General features: G+C 55.8%; 11 protein-coding genes and 1 tRNA gene. 3 read left to right on the top strand and 9 right to left on the bottom strand.

The features are described from left to right. Positions 1 to 35: 35 nt before the first annotated feature. On the top strand, positions 36 to 4,724 hold the full coding sequence (locus HY751_13465; protein ID MBI4667406.1) for a PAS domain S-box protein: 4,689 nt from the start codon (positions 36 to 38) through the stop codon (positions 4,722 to 4,724). A 93-nt stretch (positions 4,725 to 4,817) separates the two neighbouring features. After that, positions 4,818 to 5,414, top strand: coding sequence for an outer membrane beta-barrel protein (locus HY751_13460; GenBank protein ID MBI4667405.1), 597 nt, complete (start codon positions 4,818 to 4,820; stop codon positions 5,412 to 5,414). 18 nt (positions 5,415 to 5,432) lie between these two features. On the opposite strand, the gene HY751_13455 is transcribed toward HY751_13460, so the two are convergent. The 3 genes from HY751_13455 to HY751_13445 all read right to left on the bottom strand — a co-directional run bounded on the left by HY751_13455 (position 5,433) and on the right by HY751_13445 (position 9,040). After that, positions 5,433 to 7,853 (bottom strand): DUF3536 domain-containing protein, encoded by a 2,421-nt coding sequence (locus tag HY751_13455; GenBank protein ID MBI4667404.1) that lies wholly within the window; start codon positions 7,851 to 7,853, stop codon positions 5,433 to 5,435. A 40-nt stretch (positions 7,854 to 7,893) separates the two neighbouring features. After that, positions 7,894 to 8,505 (bottom strand): protein-L-isoaspartate(D-aspartate) O-methyltransferase, encoded by a 612-nt coding sequence (locus HY751_13450; protein ID MBI4667403.1) that lies wholly within the window; start codon positions 8,503 to 8,505, stop codon positions 7,894 to 7,896. 139 nt (positions 8,506 to 8,644) lie between these two features. Further along, positions 8,645 to 9,040, bottom strand: coding sequence for a hypothetical protein (locus HY751_13445; GenBank protein MBI4667402.1), 396 nt, complete (start codon positions 9,038 to 9,040; stop codon positions 8,645 to 8,647). A 241-nt stretch (positions 9,041 to 9,281) separates the two neighbouring features. On the opposite strand from HY751_13445, the gene HY751_13440 reads away from it, so the two are divergent. Next, complete coding sequence (locus HY751_13440) at positions 9,282 to 9,941, top strand: methyltransferase domain-containing protein (GenBank protein ID MBI4667401.1); 660 nt, start codon at positions 9,282 to 9,284, stop codon at positions 9,939 to 9,941. Positions 9,942 to 9,945: 4 nt separating this feature from the next. Here the strand turns inward: HY751_13440 and HY751_13435 are convergent, their stop codons facing one another. The 6 genes from HY751_13435 to HY751_13410 all read right to left on the bottom strand — a co-directional run bounded on the left by HY751_13435 (position 9,946) and on the right by HY751_13410 (position 17,710). Continuing rightward, positions 9,946 to 11,535 carry a DUF1957 domain-containing protein gene (locus tag HY751_13435; protein MBI4667400.1) on the bottom strand — a complete coding sequence of 530 codons (1,590 nt, stop codon included), beginning with the start codon at positions 11,533 to 11,535 and terminating at the stop codon, positions 9,946 to 9,948. Between the two features lie 44 nt (positions 11,536 to 11,579). Beyond that, positions 11,580 to 13,316, bottom strand: a complete 1,737-nt coding sequence (locus HY751_13430; GenBank protein ID MBI4667399.1) for a DUF4912 domain-containing protein — start codon at positions 13,314 to 13,316, stop codon at positions 11,580 to 11,582. Positions 13,317 to 13,540: 224 nt separating this feature from the next. After that, positions 13,541 to 14,146 carry a dephospho-CoA kinase gene (locus tag HY751_13425; protein MBI4667398.1) on the bottom strand — a complete coding sequence of 202 codons (606 nt, stop codon included), beginning with the start codon at positions 14,144 to 14,146 and terminating at the stop codon, positions 13,541 to 13,543. Further along, on the bottom strand, positions 14,137 to 14,739 hold the full coding sequence (gene maf / locus HY751_13420; protein MBI4667397.1) for a septum formation protein Maf: 603 nt from the start codon (positions 14,737 to 14,739) through the stop codon (positions 14,137 to 14,139). Before maf ends, HY751_13425 begins: the two co-directional genes overlap by 10 nt. A 127-nt stretch (positions 14,740 to 14,866) precedes the next feature. Then, positions 14,867 to 14,944 (bottom strand) — tRNA-Arg (locus HY751_13415). 147 nt (positions 14,945 to 15,091) lie between these two features. Next, positions 15,092 to 17,710 (bottom strand): protein kinase, encoded by a 2,619-nt coding sequence (locus HY751_13410; protein MBI4667396.1) that lies wholly within the window; start codon positions 17,708 to 17,710, stop codon positions 15,092 to 15,094. Positions 17,711 to 18,066: the final 356 nt, after the last annotated feature.

The raw sequence follows: 18,066 nt of genomic DNA, 5'->3' as shown, positions 1-18,066 counted from the left end.
CCTCTTCCAAATCCAGCCTGTATCCGGCTTTCATTGTGTTGGCGGTATCCCTGGCTATCGTAATCTTCAGCTGGAGGCAATCCATCCAGCAGGTTCAAAGTTCAGCGCAATACCATTTTGATCTTCACTCCGACTTATTCAAACAGGCCATTTTCGGGGAGATAGTGGACCACGAGTATGTAATGCGCGGAATGCTTGGTTACTGGATGGCGTCAGGAAACGACCTTGGAACGGCAAAATGGGATGAGTACTTAAATTATTTTGCCATATTCGACAAGTACAAAGCGTTCCGCGCCCTGGCCGTGGCCAAAGTGGAAACGGAGCCAAATGGGCAAATACATGTTCCCGTAACCTTCACAAGACTGCTGGATCCTCATGCGCCAATCAGCAAGGGGGCGGACCTGGCCGCAAGCCCCTTTCACGGGCCCCTTGTGGATAAAGTTTTAAAGACTGGTTTTATCGTCACATCCTCCGCCACCAGGGCATACACCCTGGAAGGGGTTTCGGGGCCGCCACGCATCTTTATCTACATGATGCTGGACGCTGGCCCAAGCAACCCGGGCGCACAGGCAAAACATAAAATGCTGGTCATCGCGTTGATTGACCTCAACCAGTTGATAGCGCCCGTGCCCCAAACGGTAGAGCCTGGAATGGGTGTTGAGGTATACGAGGGGAAAAACACTGACACGGAACATTTCTTGGGCGGCTATACGCCCATTTCAGGGCCCTCGTTCTGGACGGCGGAACTTCCGCTTTTCGAAAAGCTGGAAATCATGGAGATCGGGGACACTCCATGGACTTTCAGGTTCTTCACAACTCCCTCGTACAAAGGGGATGTGGATTGGGACAGGCCGTTTTACGTCCTGGCGTTCGGCGTAACTGTGAGTTTACTTCTTTTCATTGTGGCCCTGGTAATAACAAGCACCCACATGAGGGCAGTGGCCATGGCCGCCGAGATGTCCAAGGAGTGGCGTAAGAGCGAAGAGCGGTTCAAGACCCTGGTGGATTCCATGGACGAGATGGTGTTCACGCTGGACAAGGAACAGCGCCACACAGGTTTATACGGCAAGGGCCTGGCGGCGGCGGGCGTAGCTCCGGAGGATTTCATTGGAAAGACCGCGCAGGAAATTTATGGGGAGGACAATAGCGACATCCATGGTTGGGCTTTCCAGCGCGCGTTGGCCGGCGAAAGCGCTTCGTATGAATGGTCCACCAGCGGGCCTGGCGGCGCGCCCATTTATTTCCACACTTCCGTTACGCCTATCCTGGACTCCAAGGGGGAGATTACCGGCGCGGTGGGGGTGGGCAGGGACATATCTTCGCTGGTACAGGCCCGAAAGGAGATAGACAAAACGGCGGCGGCGCTCAAGCTTAGCGAGGCCAAGTACAGGGCGGTTTTCGAACGATCCCCCTTCGGCGTGGTTTTGGGGGACGAAAAGGGCCGGATCGTACATGCCAATCCGGCTTTCTGCCATATAGTGGGTTACAGCGAAGATGAGTTGGCTTCCCTGCGCTGGGCCGATTTTACCCATCCCCATGATCTGGAGTTGAACCTGTCCTTGTTCCGGGAAATGGTACAGGGCCGGCGCGAGTTTTTTACCATTGAGGAGCGGTGCATCCACAAAAGCGGAGGCATAGAGTGGGTGAACGTGGCCTCCACCGCCGTAAGGGACGATACCGGCGCCATCAAGTGGGTGATAACCCTGGTGGAGGATATTTCCAAACGCAAGAGAATAGAGAAGGAGCTTCTGGAGAGCGAACAGAAATACCGCCGGATATTCACAAACTCCATAGACGCCATATGCGTGTTCGACCGGGAGAAACAATCTTTCCTGGACGCCAACGAGTCGTTCCTGAAGCTTTATGGTTACTCCATGGAAGAGCTGTTAAAGATGCCGCTGGACACTATCAGTTCCGACCCGGGAAAAGCCCGGGAATATATGGAGCAGGCGGCCACCGATGGTGACATAAAGCTACCACTTCGATGGCACAGGAAAAAGGATGGCGAGGTTTTCCCGGTGGAAATTTCCGCGGGGCCGTTCTCGTGGAAGGGGCGGGATGTCATCTTCGCCATGATAAGGGACATTTCCGACAGGGTTAAGGCCGAGGAAAGGATTGAGGGCTTAAAGAACTTCTACTCCAACATCCTCGAATCGGTGATAAGCGGGGTGCTGGTTACCGACGCCAGCGACACCGTCACCTACGCCAACAGGGGAATGACCGTTATAGCGGGCGTGTCGCTGGCCAGCATAGTGGGGGAAAACGTATTTTCCGCCCTTCAAAGCGAGACGGCCAAGCCGTTCCGGGAGTATTACGAAAAGACCAAAACCGGCCTGGCCCCCATTTTCTTCGATTCGCTGGCGATAGCCACCCCCGCCGGGAGGGCCACCTGGCAGTCCGGGTGGCTTGTGCCCATGGTGAAAGATGGCGCGTTCGACGGGATGATATTCACCGCCGACGACATAACCGAAAGAAAGGCCGTGGAGGAGGAGATCCGGAGGCTGGAGGAGCGCCGCAGGGTACTACTGGAGACCATGGCGCAAGGGGTGATCTACATGGACTCGGGAGGCGGCGTGGTTTCGGCCAACCCGGCGGCCAGGGACATACTGGGTATCGAGGAAAAAACGATGTACACCCTAAAGGCTCCCGCCCCGTTCACCCCCGCCGTGGATGAACATTGGAGACGTGTGGAACCCAGCCGTCACCCTGCGCTTAGGGCGGTTCTGAGCGGGAAGGAATCCCGCGATGCGTTGATTGGCGTAGAGAACCCCGTTGAGGGGAGGATAAAGTGGATAAAACTGCATGCCATGCCCATTTTTGAAGAAGACTCCGCCGCGCTATCCGGGGCGTTCGTGACCTTCGAGGACATCACCAGTTTGAAAGAGACCCAGGAAAGGCTTTCAGACACGCTGTCCGAGCTTTCGATCATCCTGGAAAACGCGGGCGCCGGGATAGCGTGGACCATAAAAAGGCATTGGGCGAGGGTGAACAACAAGTTCGAGGAGATGTTCGGATACTCTAGAGATGAAATTATAGGCCAGTCCACCCGCAATATTTACACGGACCAGGAAACCCATGAAAGGCTTGGAATGGAAGCCTATGACGTGATGAAGGCGGGGGAAACCTATTCCGCCGAGGGCAGGATGCGGCGCAAGAGCGGCGAACTGTTCTGGTGCCATCTAATCGGCAGGGCGCTGGATCCGGCCAACGTGGAAAAAGGGGTTATCTGGATCCTTCAGGACCTTACCGAACACAAGGTGGCCGAGGACGCGCTGAGGGAGAGCGAGAGGAAATACCGCAACATCATCAACACCACATCCGAAGGGTTCTGGATGGTGAACCCGCAATTTGAAATGGTGGAGGTGAACCTGTCCCTCCTGGAAATGCTGGGCTACACGATTGATGAAATGATCGGCAAAAAGCCCTATGAATTCGCCGACGAGCGGAACGCCGCAATCATCCGGAGCCATGCGGACATTATCCACACCACCACGCACAGGGTTTTCGATGTAACCCTGCGGGCCAAAAACGGCATGGGCATACCCGTTATCATCAACGCGGCCACGCTCGGGGACGCGGAGGGAAAAGTTATTGGCGAGGCGGCTTTCGCCACCAACATCTCCGGGCGCAAACAGGCCGAGCAGGAGCTTCTTGCCGCCAAGGAAAACGCCGAGGACGCCACTAAGCTTAAGGACAAGTTCATTTCACTGGTGGCGCATGATTTGCGGTCGCCGTTCGCCTCCATCCTGGGCCTGTTAAAGCTTATAGACGAGGACAGGGAGCGGCCTCTCCATCCGGAGCACCGGGAGATCATAGGCAAGATAATCGAAAGCGGCGGCAACCTCACCAGGATGATCGGGGAGCTTTTAAGCATCAGCCGTTTGAAAACAGGCACAATCACCCCGAAACCAAGATTCCTGGACGGGTTCGCCATCGTCGCAAGGGTGGCTGGCGGTCTGTCGTATCTGGCGCAGAACAAGGGCATAGCGGTAGTAAACCAGGTTCAGCCCGATTACAGGATATACGCCGACCCGGACCTGTTCTCGGAGGTGATCCACAACATGGTGTCCAACGCCATAAAGTTCTCCCGCAAGGGGGACAGGATAACCATCTTCGCGCCGGAAGAAAGCGTGTCCACCCTGGCCGTGCAAGACACCGGAACCGGGATAAGCCCCGAGAACATCCAGAGGATATTCATCCACGAGGAGAAAACCTCCCAGCCGGGCACCGCTGGAGAGCTGGGCTCGGGCCTGGGCCTGCCGCTTTCCAGCGATATTATGAGGGCCCACGGCGGTTCCCTCGGCGTGGAGTCGGAGTTGGGGAAAGGCTCCACATTCTTCGCCAGCCTGCCGCCAACGCGGCCGCTGGTGCTGGCCGTGGATGACGAGCCGGTTATCCGCTTTATGATCAAGGAGCAACTGCGGGCGATGGATGTGGACATCATGGAAGCCGGGGATGTGGACACTGCGATTGAGATGTTACGCCAAAGGAAGCCCCATCTGGTTATCACGGACATTTCGATGCCAGGCAAGGACGGTTTTTCGCTGGTGGCGCATATAAAGACGGCCATGAAAGAAATACCTGTGATGGTCATCACCAGCGACTCGCGTCTGGAGACCCGGGAGAAGGCTTTCAAAATGGGGGCCGACGATTTCATAACCAAACAGATGGATCCTTCGGAGCTTATCCCCCGCGCCAGAAGGCTTTTGATAGCCAGACCGTAAAGATGGGGAAAAGGATTTCTAAAATTAGCCCCCGCATGAACGGCAATCTGGTATATTTGGCTAACCCTTTTTAAACCTTTTTCGGGGAACTCCATGAGACTTGCGGCGCTTCTAACGGCTGTGGCCATGTTCCTTGCCACCCCATCCCTGGCGGCGGATAACGACGGCGGCTGGACGGGAAGTTTCAACATCATCGCGGGGCAAAGAAATATCACCCAAAAATATTGGGAGCCCGTGGAGTCCCAAACCGTTGTTGGGATGGAAGCGGCGTTCGGCAAAGAATATTGGCCCGCGCATTTCTTGGTGACCGCCCATTCTTCACGCAAAAGCGCCGACGCGATAGCCTCTTCCGGCGGGGGGACTTACGCCGTAACCGGAACCACTGTTGAGCTGGGCGTGGGGGCCAAAACCAATTTCAGGCTGGATAATATCGAGCCGTACCTCGCCGCGGGGGTTTCATGGACCACGGCCAAAATTGAGGGGGGATCCACATCCACCCCCACCGGGTCGGATACCGATTCCAACCGGGCGGGCTATTTCGGGGCCGTGGGGCTCAATTACATATTCTTCGAGAATTTCCAGGTGGGCGGGAGCGTGCGAATACTTGAAGGCACCGAGGTGAACCTGTTCGACTCCAAGGGGGACGCCGACCACATCCAGTACGCGTTCCTGTTCGGCTGGCTTTTCTAATGGCGCCGGGCGCCGCGTTTACGCCTCCCGCGTCTTGGGTTCGGCGTAGGAGAAGCTGAGCAATATCCCAAGCTTCTTCAGCTGTCTGCTTCCATAGAACGGGTCGTCCTTGGCCCGGCCCGACTCAAAATACACCTCGGCGAAAAGGTTTTGCATCCTCCACAGGTCTATTTGAAGGCCCGCGGCGTTGAGGCTCAGCAACGTCTTAATCATCGAGGGGACCGGGGAAAGGTCATGCGCCTTCACCACGCCATTCATCTTCTTCCACAAATCGGCCTCGGCCGCCTTGCGCGCCTCGTTCAGATTCACATCCAGCCCCCACCGCTGGATGTCCCACATAAGGTCCGCCAGCTTGTCGAGATTGTCGGCGTTCTCAAGGTCCCGAGTCACCGAAAGAAGCTCTTTTTCCAGGATGTACTGGGCGGCCATCCGCAGTTCGGAGGGGATGGGAACGCCCGCGTCGGTGAAATAGTCCATCATCCTGCGGTTCTCGAAGAACAGTTGTTTATACGTGTCCGTGAACCGGCTGACGTGATGGGACATAAGGCCGGCCACGGTCTTTCTCCTCTGCTCGATAAAAAGGTCTTTGAGCATGAAGGTCTCCCCGCCCTCGAAGTTTGAGTCTAGCTTTCGTATCACCTCAGTGAGGGGTTTTCTGCGCCATGCGGAATATATTTCGTTTACGGCCGGGCCGAAGGAAAGCTCGTCGCCGTCCGGCTTTACAAAGCAGGTAACGTCGGACCCGCCAAGGCGCAACGTGGCCACCAGGAAGGAGGCGCTCTCCAGCGTCACAGAAGAGGAGACCTCCGCCCGGCATAGCGACAAAGTGTTATCGCCATAATCTTCACTCACCCTGTCGTTCTCCACCACCGCGTAAGACTCGCCCAGGCCGTCCGCCCCGCCCTGGTTCAGCGCGGCCACGATGGCGGAGTTGGCCATCACCCGCGCCAGGGAAGCCTTTTCGGGCAAGGCGTGTTTGCAATAGATCTTCTCGGCGTCGCCGTTTTGCGGGATGTTGCTTTTGGCCTCTTTGAGGGCTTTTAAAAATTCCTTTTCCGGACGGGCTGTTGAAACATCCTCGCATAGCTGTATGGCCCGGGCGGCGTATTTTAAAATCTGCTGGGTCTCGATGCCGGAGACATCGTCAAAAAACCACCCGCAAGAGGTGAACATGAGCATCGCGTTCCGCTGGAACTCCATGAGCTTGGCGGCCTTTATCCTGTCCTCCCCCTGCAACGGGCGGCGCGCATGCTCCTCCAGGAACGGGGCAAGCCTCGTCCTGTCCAGGATCACCTCTATGTAAGCGTTGCGCGCCTCCCACGGGTCTTTGAAAACCTTCTCCCCCTCGTTCTCGAAAACGCTGTCCAGCTCCACCTTCAGTATTTCCAGCGACCGCCGCAACGGGCCTCGCCATTTCTGGTTCCAGCCCGGACCGCTACCGATCTTGCATCCGCAATCGCTCCTCCACCGCTCCACGCCGTGGGCGCACGACCAGGAGGAATTATCGTGTATGTCCACCAGCAACGTGGGCGGGTGGATGGAGAGGAACTGGCCATAGTTGGTCAGGATCACATCCTCCGATTCCTTGAACTTGTTGAGCGCGTAGGTCAGCGCCATCTCGCCAAACCTGTGATGGTGCCCGTATGTCTCGCCATCGGTGGCGATATGGAGAAGCTGGGGCCACTGGCGCGCGTCGGAAAAACCTGTTTTGAGCCTCTCGATGAACCTGTCGCCGCTGGCTAACAGCCCTTCGAAAGCCACCGCCTGGCTTATGGGACCGTCGTAGAAGAACAGGTTGATGGAGCGCCCCCCGTCCAGCTCGCAAAGATAGGAACGGCTTGGGTCTATGCCGCTACTTAGGGATTGCCACTCCGTAGTCCCCTTCTCTTTCACCGCCTTGGCTTGAGACTGGGCCAGTATGGTGAACGAGATTCCGTGATCGGCCAGCATCTGGAGGGTTTTTTTGTCCACCGCCGTCTCGGGAAGCCACATGCCCTCCGGTTTTCTGCCGAACCGGTAGATGAAATCGGCCAGGCCCCATTTTATCTGCGTTTCCTTGTCCCGGTCGGAAGCCAGGGGCATTATGATGTGGTTATAAGCCTGGGCGATGGCCGAGCCGTGGCCGTCGTTCTCCCAGCGGCTGTACTTGTCCGCGTCGATAACGCGCAGATAGGTGTCCGGGTCGTTCTTCTCCAGCCAGGAAAACAGGGTGGGGCCTATGTTGAAACTCATCATCTCGAAATTGTTTTCCAGCGCCGCCACGCGCCCATCGGCCCCCATCACCCGCGACACGGTGTTGGGCGCGTAACATTCCCGGTTTATCCGCTCGTTCCAGTCGTGGTATGGGTTGGCCGAATCCTGGACTTCGATGATCTCAAGCCATGGGTTTTCCCTGGGCGGCTGGTAAAAATGCCCGTGGACGCAAATATATTTCTTCAAACCGGCCCAACTCCAAAAACGTTACAGGAACCAGTCAAACTCAACGTTCTTCAGCCTTGCCGGTCAGCGGCACAAACCGGACGGCGGCGATGTTTTTGTAGCTTACCACACCCCCCCTTTTCTCGCCCAGCAGGAGGTCTTGAACATACGAGCCGCCCACGGGCATCACCAGCAGGCCCCCCTCGGCTAACTGTTCCTCCAGCGGTTTGGGCACGATGGGAGCGGCGGCGGTCACTATTATCTTGTCGAAAGGGGCATGCTCTACCCAGCCGCCATATCCGTCGCCAGCCCGGGATTCTATATTGTCGTACCCTAACTCGCGAAACCGCTTTGCGGCCTCGTCGGCCAGGAGTTTTACTATCTCGATGGTGTACACCCGCTCCACAATGCGGGAGATTACCGCCGCCTGGTATCCGGAGCCGGTGCCCACCTCCAAAACCTTGTCTGTGGGTTTGGGGCGCAAAACCTGGGTCATCAGCGCAACTATATACGGCTGGCTTATGGTTTGCCCAAGGCCAATGGGCAGGGGATTATCGTCGTACGCGTTGTAGTAGAAGGCTTTGTCCACAAACCGTTCCCGCGGAACATCCTCCATGGCGGACAGGACATCGGGATTGGTGATGCCACGGCCCCGGAGGTGGGTTTCCAGCATTACCCGTTTGGATCCGGCCAGGCTGGAACTGTTCATTGTTTGTGTGCACGCGGGAGCCGGTAGCGAAATGGCCGCATAAAAAGCCAGGGCGGCCAACCACGGTCTCACGGCGCGGCCTCCGCTTTATTTGTTTATACTCTCAGAGTTTAAGGCCCAGCTTCTTCAGCCAGGCGTCCTGATCGAACTTTTCCGCCAGATAGTCCCGGAACAACGATTCGCTGTCCGATAACGCCTTGCCGTCTTCCACTCTTCCGGAGAGTTTCACCACATCTTCCTGTGGAGGCGCGGCTGGCTTTCCGGTGGCTCTGGGTTTCAACGGCTCATGGCGGCATTCATCGGCCACGTCAAACCCCATAGACTCCGCCAGCGACCTAACCTTGAGCATGAGGACCATGAAGGATTTGGAGCAGACCTCCTCCCCTTCCGACAGGCGCTTTATGGCGTCCCGCACGTCACGGGACTTTGTGATGGCTTCCACGATGGCACGGGTGAGGACCTCCATGTCTTTTTCGTTGTTTTTTTCCTCGTCCGCCATGACGGCCGGCCTCCAGCTTGGTTGATGGGATTCAATAAGCAGATTTTAGCACACATCCGGTTTTTTAAGAACGGCCGGGGTCTGCCTGAATGTATGACCATGATGGGAATGATAATTATCCATGTTATGTTAAAATTTCTCACAACAGGCGGTTAGTTCATCCGGAAGACGGATCCCATCATTGCAAGATGGAGGTTGTGGGTTTAATCCACTCTCCGCCAACCATTTCACGACGTTACACATGAACGCCACTCCTGCTGATTACGACGCATGGTATGCCACACCCAGGGGACGGTGGATTAGTGACATCGAATTCCACTCGCTCTGGCGATTATTGTCCCCCAGGCCGGGCGATTCCATGCTTGACGCAGGATGTGGTACGGGCCATTTCACGCGAAGATTCCAAAGCGCCGGCCTGCGCGTGACCGGGCTGGACAAGAGTTGGCCCCACATCGCGTTCGCCCAATCGTCAGTGGGCGGCGCATTCGCCCAAGGCTCCGCCGAGGCCCTTCCATTCAGCGATAAATCTTTTGACTATTGCGTAGCGGTGACAAGCCTTTGTTTTGTCGCCAATCCAGCCGGAGCGGTGAAGGAGATGGCCAGAGTCGCCCGGAAAGGCTTGGCGCTTGGGCTGTTGAACACAAACAGCCTTCTGTATCTGTCGAAAAGCGGGACAGGGGGTTATGCCGGAGCCAGGTGGGACACCGCCCAAGAAGCCAGACAATGGATTGAAAACGCCATCCCATGCGCCAGGGCTATCACCAGCCATAGCGTCTTTATTCCATCTGGCGGAATGTTCAGCCGAGTGGTTGAGCTTGTCACGCCTTCCTCAATTCCCTTGGGGGGATTCATCGCTATCGGCTCTGTCTTTGATCATCTTGAGGGCGTGTGGGGTAAATAGGATTCTACGCCGTATAAACGCGCCAGTTGATGTCCGGAAAGATGTTGTCGGAACCCTCCAGTTCCTTGAGATAACCTTCATCCACCGAGTCGTGGACAACGTCGTCATACAGCCGGTTGAACCGGGCCAGGTGCTCTTTGGTGCGTTTCTCGGCGTATTGGGACATGGTGCCGGTTTTCATGATGAACGCCCAGTCCGATGATTGCGCCAGTAAAAGCTCCCGCGCGGCCTGGTTCAAAGCCCGCTCGATGAGCCCGTTGTTCCCTTCCCTTTTCACCCGGGCCAGTTCCACCATGCGGTCGGCGGCTTTGTGGAGATGGCGGTATATCCAGTCGTTGCTCTCATCCAGCCAGACTTCGGAATAACCCTTGTGCCCCCAGGACGAGGCGGATGGGGCCGCCATCTGGTTGGCCGGGAATATCCTTATGTAATCGTAGGGCGTTATGGTCTCCAGCCTGTCGCTTTCCATGGCGCATTTGCGGAGTACGAAATTCAGGAATTCCGGCCCCTCGAACCACCAATGGCCGAAAAGCTCCGCGTCGTAAGGGGCCACGATGAGCGGTGGCCTGTCCATCAACCCCTCCAGCCTCTCTATCTGCTCCATGCGGCGCCTCACGAAATCGTCGGCGTGCTCCGAAGCGCGGTTCAAGGCGTCTTTGTAAACGTAAAGCTCCTTGTCGCCGGATTCCCTGCTGGTGATCCGGTTGTATTTTATGCCGGTCATTTTCCGCAGGTTGTCCGGCGCTAGGTAATCTTTCAAATATTCGATGTCCATGTCGAACCCGATGTCCCGGTAAAAGTCCCGGTAAACCGGGTCGCCGGGATACCCGTCCCGCGCGCTCCACACCTGCCGGGAGGATTCCACGTCCCGCCCGAACACCGCCACGCCGTCTTTTGTGTAAATGGGGGCGAACACACCATAGCGTGGGCGGGGCTCGGCGTGAAGCACCCCGTGGGCGTCAGTGAAAAAGAAAAGGATGCCCTCATCCTTAAGGTACGTCTCGAACCCCGGCTGGTAACCGCATTCCGGAAGCCAGATGCCCCGGGCTTTCCTGCCGAAAACGGTTTCATATTGCTGGCAGGCCACCTTTATCTGGGCCTTCACAGCCGCCTCATTCACCGCCAGCAGGGGCAGGTAGCCATGGGTGGCGGCGCAGGTGATTATTTCTATGTACCCCTCGTCCTGGAATGTCTTGAAAGCCCCCACCAGGTCGCAGTTGTATTTTTTCTCGAAAAGTTCCCGGGCCTCCTCGAACCTCCAGCGGTACATGGCGGCCAGTTCGTTGAGCTTTGGGGAGAATCGGGTGCGTCCTATCTCCAGTTCCGCCAGGTCTGTAAGCTTGCCGAGCCTTTTAAGGTAGCGCTCCTGCAAAAGCTCGTCGCGGAGCATGGATATCAGCGTAGGCGACAGGGTCATGGTCACCCGGAACCTCACCCCGTCTTTTTTCAGCCCCTCGAAAATGGTCAGGAGGGATATGTAGGTTTCGGTTATGGCTTCAAAAAGCCAGTCCTCCTCCAGGAACTCCTCATGCTCCGGATGACGCACAAAGGGTAGATGGGCATGCAGAACCAGGGCCAGATAGCCTTTCATCATACCACCCCGCGCCTTCCTGCATTGCGTCTCATGTAATCCACCACCTACTTTTTAAGCCACTCCTCTTCCGGTATCAAAAACTCCTCCTTGCGGCGGGTGGCGCGGGTAACTGTGGGGGAAATCTCCCGTTTCTCCACCCCATCGGATGATTCGGCGGTTACAGGTATGTCGAATATGCCATCAGGCAGGAAGAACCTGGCTGTAAAAGTGCCATCGGGCCGGAGGTTGATTTTCTTGCCCATCATGGTAACTTTCGCGTCCGGCTCGGTGCCGCCGTAAACTATCAGCTCGCAATCCAGCCAGAAAAAGAAGCCCCGTTTCTTTGCGCGGGCGGCCATTTGCTCCGAAGCGCCAAAACTGGACACCTCGAAACTGGATACCGATTGCCAGCTGGAAACCGCCAGCGACGAGACGCCGGGCAGAGAGAACATTGATGACTCCAGGCTTCCAGACCCCGCCATGTAGCCGCCGGAAAGGCCGTAGATCCGGGCGAACAGGTCGTCCGGCACAGTCCATTCGGCGTCGGTGGAGGAGGATGCCTCGGCCCGGGGTGTGCGGGACCTGTTGGAGCTTGCCACCTGCTCGAACCGCCCGGTTTCATCTTTCAGGCCCATGGTGACCACATATTCGCAGTCCGCCCGGTCCACTTCCAGATACATGCTCCCCGAATTGGGGTTCACATCCACGTCAAAATACCGGTGAAAACCCTCGGCAAGCCCGCTGACATCGAAAATCCTCAACGACCAGCGCACCTGCGCCCAATCCTTGCCCAAGGCCGCCCGGGCCCGCTCCACCGCGCCACCCTGCAGTTCCCAGTACAGGTATAGCTTATAAGGGTCCCGCGCCAGGGCTATTATCCTGGTATCGCCATACTCGGACGGCAAATTGGACGTTTCTGCCTTGGGGTAGTCGTAGGCCTCGTCGGCTATGAAAAATTTTTTTTCGTCTATTTTTATGTCCCACCCCCGGCCATTGGTCTGGGCGGCCACATTCCTGGAAAGAGGCGCTTGCCTGCCGGACTCCCTGGACTGCGCCTTCGCCAGAGCGGGTTTTGCCGCCGCCGGTTTCGCCGCAGGCGCTTTAACCGCTGGAGCTTTCGCGGGCTTTGGCGTTTCCACCTTTGCCACGGGCTCCTGAACCCTTCCCGCCCCCTGCTGTATTGCAGGTTTGGGCTGGGAGAGCTTGGGCCCCGCGGAAACCCCGGACATCACCGCCGCTGAAACAGTGGATCTCGTGGGCCCTGTGTTGGAGTCGTTAACCGCCGTTTTATACTCCATCCGCTTTTCCACCGGCGGCATGGAAGCCTGGACAGCCGGAGCAAATGGCGCTTTTTTAACCGGTGTTTTCCTGACTAGTGACTTCACCGCCACCAGCGCGGGTTTGGCTTTTACCGGTTTTGCGGCCCTTACAACAGGCTTCGCTTTGGCCTGCCCCGCTTTAGCCATCGCCTTTTCCGGAGCCTTGGCCTTTGTCTTGCCGGAAGCCGCCTTGATTCCGGCTTTTGGAGCTTCTTTCCTGACCGGGGCGACGGCCGGTTTTACAGCCTTGGCTTTTACGGACTTGGCCGCCGGTTTGGCGGCTTGCTTCTTGGCCTTCCCAGCGGCGCTCAAGAAGCCTTTCTGCTTTGAAGCCTTGGCGGACACAGCCGATTTAACGGCCTTGGCCGGTTTTAACATTTTTATGATTTCTTCCTTCTTCATGGATGACGAAACCTGTAGTTTCTTCTTCGCCGCCAACGCCATAAGCTCGGCCTTGGTAAGGTTTGTCAGTTCATCCGTCATGTCCAAGCCCTTTCAAACCGGGAAAATTTCTTACCACGCCGCCACCATTTGAAGACGGCTACCCCTATATCTGGAAAAACATAATCAATTCCCGTGCCCATGTCATAACCATGCTGGAACATCTTGAATCCTAAGAATGTTGGGGGCAGAGCTACGGGTACGTTGAGTCTAAAACTGGAGGGAAAACTAATAAATGTGGAATTTACCCCACATAATATGTGGAATTATTTCCCCACTTCTTTGAGGCTGTTCCAGATTTGCTCGACCTGAGCCCGGGTGGCGGCGGCGGAGCCGGAATTGTCCACCACGTAATCCGCCAGGGCCGTTTTTTGCGAAATGGGCATCTGGAGGGCCACTCTTTTTTCAGCGTCCTGCGGGCTGATTTTGTCCCTTTTCGCGCCCCGTTCCACCTGTTGCGCTTTAAGACAGGTGACCGCGATGCATTTATCCATATGGCGGCTCAACTCCGTCTCGAAAAGGAGGGCCGCGTCCACTATTACGATCCTCCTGGGGTCGGCGGCCAAAAGTTTTTGAGACTGCGCGAAAAGCCTTTGGCGGATGTGGGGGTGGAGAACCGCCTCCAGCGCATTAAGTTTTCCCCTGTCGTTGAACACTATGGCTCCAAGCGCGGCGCGGTTCAGGGTTCCGTCTTCACTTATAACTCCCGGCCCGAATTTTTCTTTAACCTGGGCCAGCCCTTCGGCGCCAGGCTCCACCACCTGCCGGGCCAGGATGTCGCAATCTATCACGTCGGCGCCAAGTTCGCGGAACATGGCGGTGACGGAGCTTTTCCCAGAGGCGTACCCCCCGGTCAACCCGATTAACGGCATGCGCCCCACCTCCCCCGGCTGACCTTTACCCCCATGGACTCCAGCGCGCAGGCCACCTGCTCCATGGGAAGGCCGATGATATTTGTAAGGCTCCCGCTGTATCCGTCTATCCACCCTGCGGCCCCGCCCTGTATGGCGTAAGCTCCAGCCTTGTCCAGAGGCTCGCCGGTGTTCACATACGCTTCTATATCCCCGTCGGCCACCGGTTTGAACCGGACGAAGCTCACCTCAACATGCGCCCAGCGGCGGCGGCTCCCCTCGCAGATGATTGACACCCCGGTGACCACTTTATGCTCCCGTCCGGCGATACGCTGGAGCATCTTGCGGGCGTCGGTGGCGTCCACGGGTTTGCCGATGATCTCATGGTCTATCACCACCATTGTGTCCGCCGCCAGCACAACGCCCTCCCTCACTGTTTGGGCCACGGCCTCGGCCTTGCGCAAGGCTATGAACCGGGCGTTCTCCTCCGGGGTGAGCGCCGGATCCGGCGTCTCGTCGATGTCCGGCTTGACGATGTCAAACTCCACCCCGGCGTCGTTTAGAAGCGCGGCCCGCCTGGGGGAGGACGAAGCCAGGATTACCTTCCTTTTCATCTAATTAGAAATACCACAAAGCTGGCAAATGGCATACCCCCCCCTGGCCAGATGTCATTGGGTTTTGGGCCTATTGCGGAAATCGGACTTGCAACTGCTTGAAATTTGGAATTGAAGGCGGTTTGGTTGGTGCGCCCGGCAGGATTCGAACCTGCGACCTACAGAACCGCAATCTGGCGCTCTATCCGGGCTGAGCTACGGGCGCGTAAACATAAATAGTATAATAACCGTTCACGTCGCGCAACCAAGCATTTGCGCGCATATAAACTTTTATATCGTTGAGGCTTGGTAAGCCTTGCATTTCGGGGGGGCTAAGCGCGGAACAGGCATATCGCCTCAGGGCTCTTATTCTTTAGTTATCTTGAGCGGGCTTTTTCACCATCAACCCGCACATGTTTTCCAACTCCGGGTATTTTTTGAACTTTTCCGACTTCAGCATATCCGGATTATGTGAAATGGCTTCGTTATACCACTTGCATGCCCCGGGCTGATCCCCTGATTCAAGGCCGATGGAGGCCAACTCGCAAAACATCCACTCCTTCTCCCCCGCGTCCAGCGAAAGCATGGTTTTATACACTGCTTTTGCTTCTTCAAAGCGCCCCAGGTTCCGAAGCTGAAGAGCGTGCTTCATCCCTGCCGTTTTCATGTTCTCGATGACAACGGTTTTTTCCGGGATCTGATATTTCAGAAGCTCCTGGTAGATGCCATAAGCCCTCGAGTACTCACCAGCCTTTCTTAACTGAACCGCGTAATTGTTGAAATCCGGCGACACATGCTCCGGATTCCGCTTCAAGGCGCCTATGAATATCCTTTCCGCCTCGGCCTTGTTCCCGCTGGCCGCCAGCGCCAGAGCCCTGCCCATAAGCGTTTCGATATCGGTTTCCTTGTCTTCCACCTGTATATTCTTTGTCTTTTCGGCAAGACGCCCGGCCAGCTTTGAGAAATCCCGCTTTATATCGTCCATGCCGGTCATCTCGTAATCCACCATGCGCACTGCTGAAAGGAGGGGAAAGTAGGGATTGCCCGGTAGCTTCTCAGGTGAATCCGCATACCGGATTTCCTGCTGTTCTATGAGTTTTTCCGACTCCAGCAGACGTTTGATGCCTGCCTCGTACCAGCTCTGGGCCCTTGCGGCGTCCCCTTTCTCTGTCTCGTTCCTCCCCAAAGTCATGCAACATCCACCGATCTTCGCGTAAGGCGCCGGGGCCTCCTGGTTGAGCTTGTTGGCTTCCCGATAGTCGTTCAGGGCGTCAACATACATGCCGCGCTTGAATTTTGCGTCTCCCCGGTTAACGAGGGAATTGATATCCGGATTTAATTGGACCGCTTCGGAGAGCACCTTGGCGGCCTCCTCATGCTGGTTGGATCTCATGTGCATGTCGCCCAGCTCCAGCAGGCCTTTGTATATTTCTATATCCTCCATCCCGTATTTTTTCGATTCGGTCACCCTTTTTTCCTTTGACGCGCCGAGGCCGGAAATCACATTGCTGTACTGGACAAGTCCGCTTAAGATCTCGGCCACGTTGTGTTCGACCGATTCCTGTTTTGTGAAAAAAATCGTGAATCTTACCCCGGCGTCCCCGAGAAACCGGAGCATGGCCTGTTGTTGATCCTCTTTAACGATTCCGCGGAAAAGAGGGATGACGCCGCCCATGTCTATTTCGGGGTTGAGCTTCAGAAGCTCCCTGAAAAGCTTGACCATGTCATATCCGGATTCTTTATGTTTATAAAGAAGGATAAAGAGACGGCCGCGATTAATGTCATGGTTGATCTGCTTGACAAAACTTTCAAGGGGGCTTGAAATGCCGGTGTGGAGCGAAAAACCCATTTGCGTGAGCGACTTGTCCAGGCAATCGGCCAGCCCTTTTTCGTCAATGCTGTACGAAATATCGGTATATTTGGAAAGCAGTTTTGTGAATTTGACCCTCAATTTGACCAGGTCGCCGTTCTTGCGCCTGATCTGGTCGGAGTCTATTTCCAGCGGCCCTTTCACCGGCGGGGCGGCTTCCGCCAGGTCTTTCGTGCTTTCTTCAAGGTCGGGGAGATGTTTTAATCCGGAGTGCATTTCATTGACGAAAGCTTTCAGCGGCGTTTCTTCAAGCCGGGGCGTTGTTACAGGGAGGCTTCCAGCCTGCGCGCTTTCCATCGCCGGAGCCACGGGCATTGTTTCGGCCATTTGCGATGAAAATATTATCTTGTTGAGCGATTCAAGATATTCGGTGAAATTCTCAAACCGGTCTTCCGGCTTCTTGGCAAGCCCTTTCTGAATGAACGAGTTCAAAGCCCCCCCCAGTTCAGGATTCAGGTTATTCAGCATGGGCGGGGGCTGGCTGATGGCGTTGAAGATTATAGAGGTGATATTGTTCCCGGTAAATGGCTTCTTGCCGCTGATAATTTCGAAAAGAATGACCGTCAAGGAATAAATATCCGTCTTGTGGTCCACCGGCTTGCCGTATATCTGTTCGGTGGACATGTAACTTGGAGTGCCCATGATCGTGCCGGAAAGCGTGAGAGTTATAGACGAGTCCGGAATCTTTGCCAGGCCGAAATCCATGATCTTGGGGTGATCCCCATCAACAATGATTATGTTGGACGACTTAAGGTCCCGGTGGATGACGTTGCGGCGGTGCGCATATTCCATCCCTTCCGCGATTTCCCGGATTATGTTCAGCTTCTTATAGATATATGTGTAAGTATTGTTCTTTATGTGCCAGTCCAGCCGTTTTCCTTCCAGAAATTCCATTGCGATGTAAATGCACAGTGAGCCATCCTTCAGCTTTTGCTCGCCTACGTCATATATTGTCAGGATGGATGGATGCGAAAGGCGGCCGGCGGCTTGCGCCTCAACTAAAAGCCGCTCGGCCAGATGCAGGGATGATTGGGCTTCCTGCCCCATCGTGGAGGAGCGGATGATCTTCAGCGCCACCGGGCGGTTTATTTTGGGATCCAGGCCTTTATATACAAGACCCATTCCTCCGCTTCCGATTTTTTCAAGGATTTGGTAGCGGCCCAGTGTTTTCATGCGGGGTATCCGAAAACACACAGGCACAGGATAAATCGCCCATGGATATACATGGAATACGCCACTCCTCGTCCCATCATGTACGCCAAGCCCCCACTTTCGATAAATTAATCCTACTTTAGAAACAATTCAACTCAAAACAAACGGCTGGAGTTTCCGCTCATTTAGCGCCGGTATCCAGCCTGGATTTTTTACCTGTTCCACAAACTATAACTCGGCAAATAAAGGGGGAAGCCGATGTTTTGTTTTGATTCGAAAAAAAGATAGGTTTATATTAGTGGTTAAAGATATATCTTTTGCGCCGT

This window comes from Nitrospinota bacterium (assembly GCA_016208975.1).
GTDB lineage: Bacteria > Nitrospinota_A > UBA7883 > UBA7883 > JACRLM01 > JACQXA01.
This window is presented reverse-complemented; position numbering and strand designations above follow the sequence as displayed.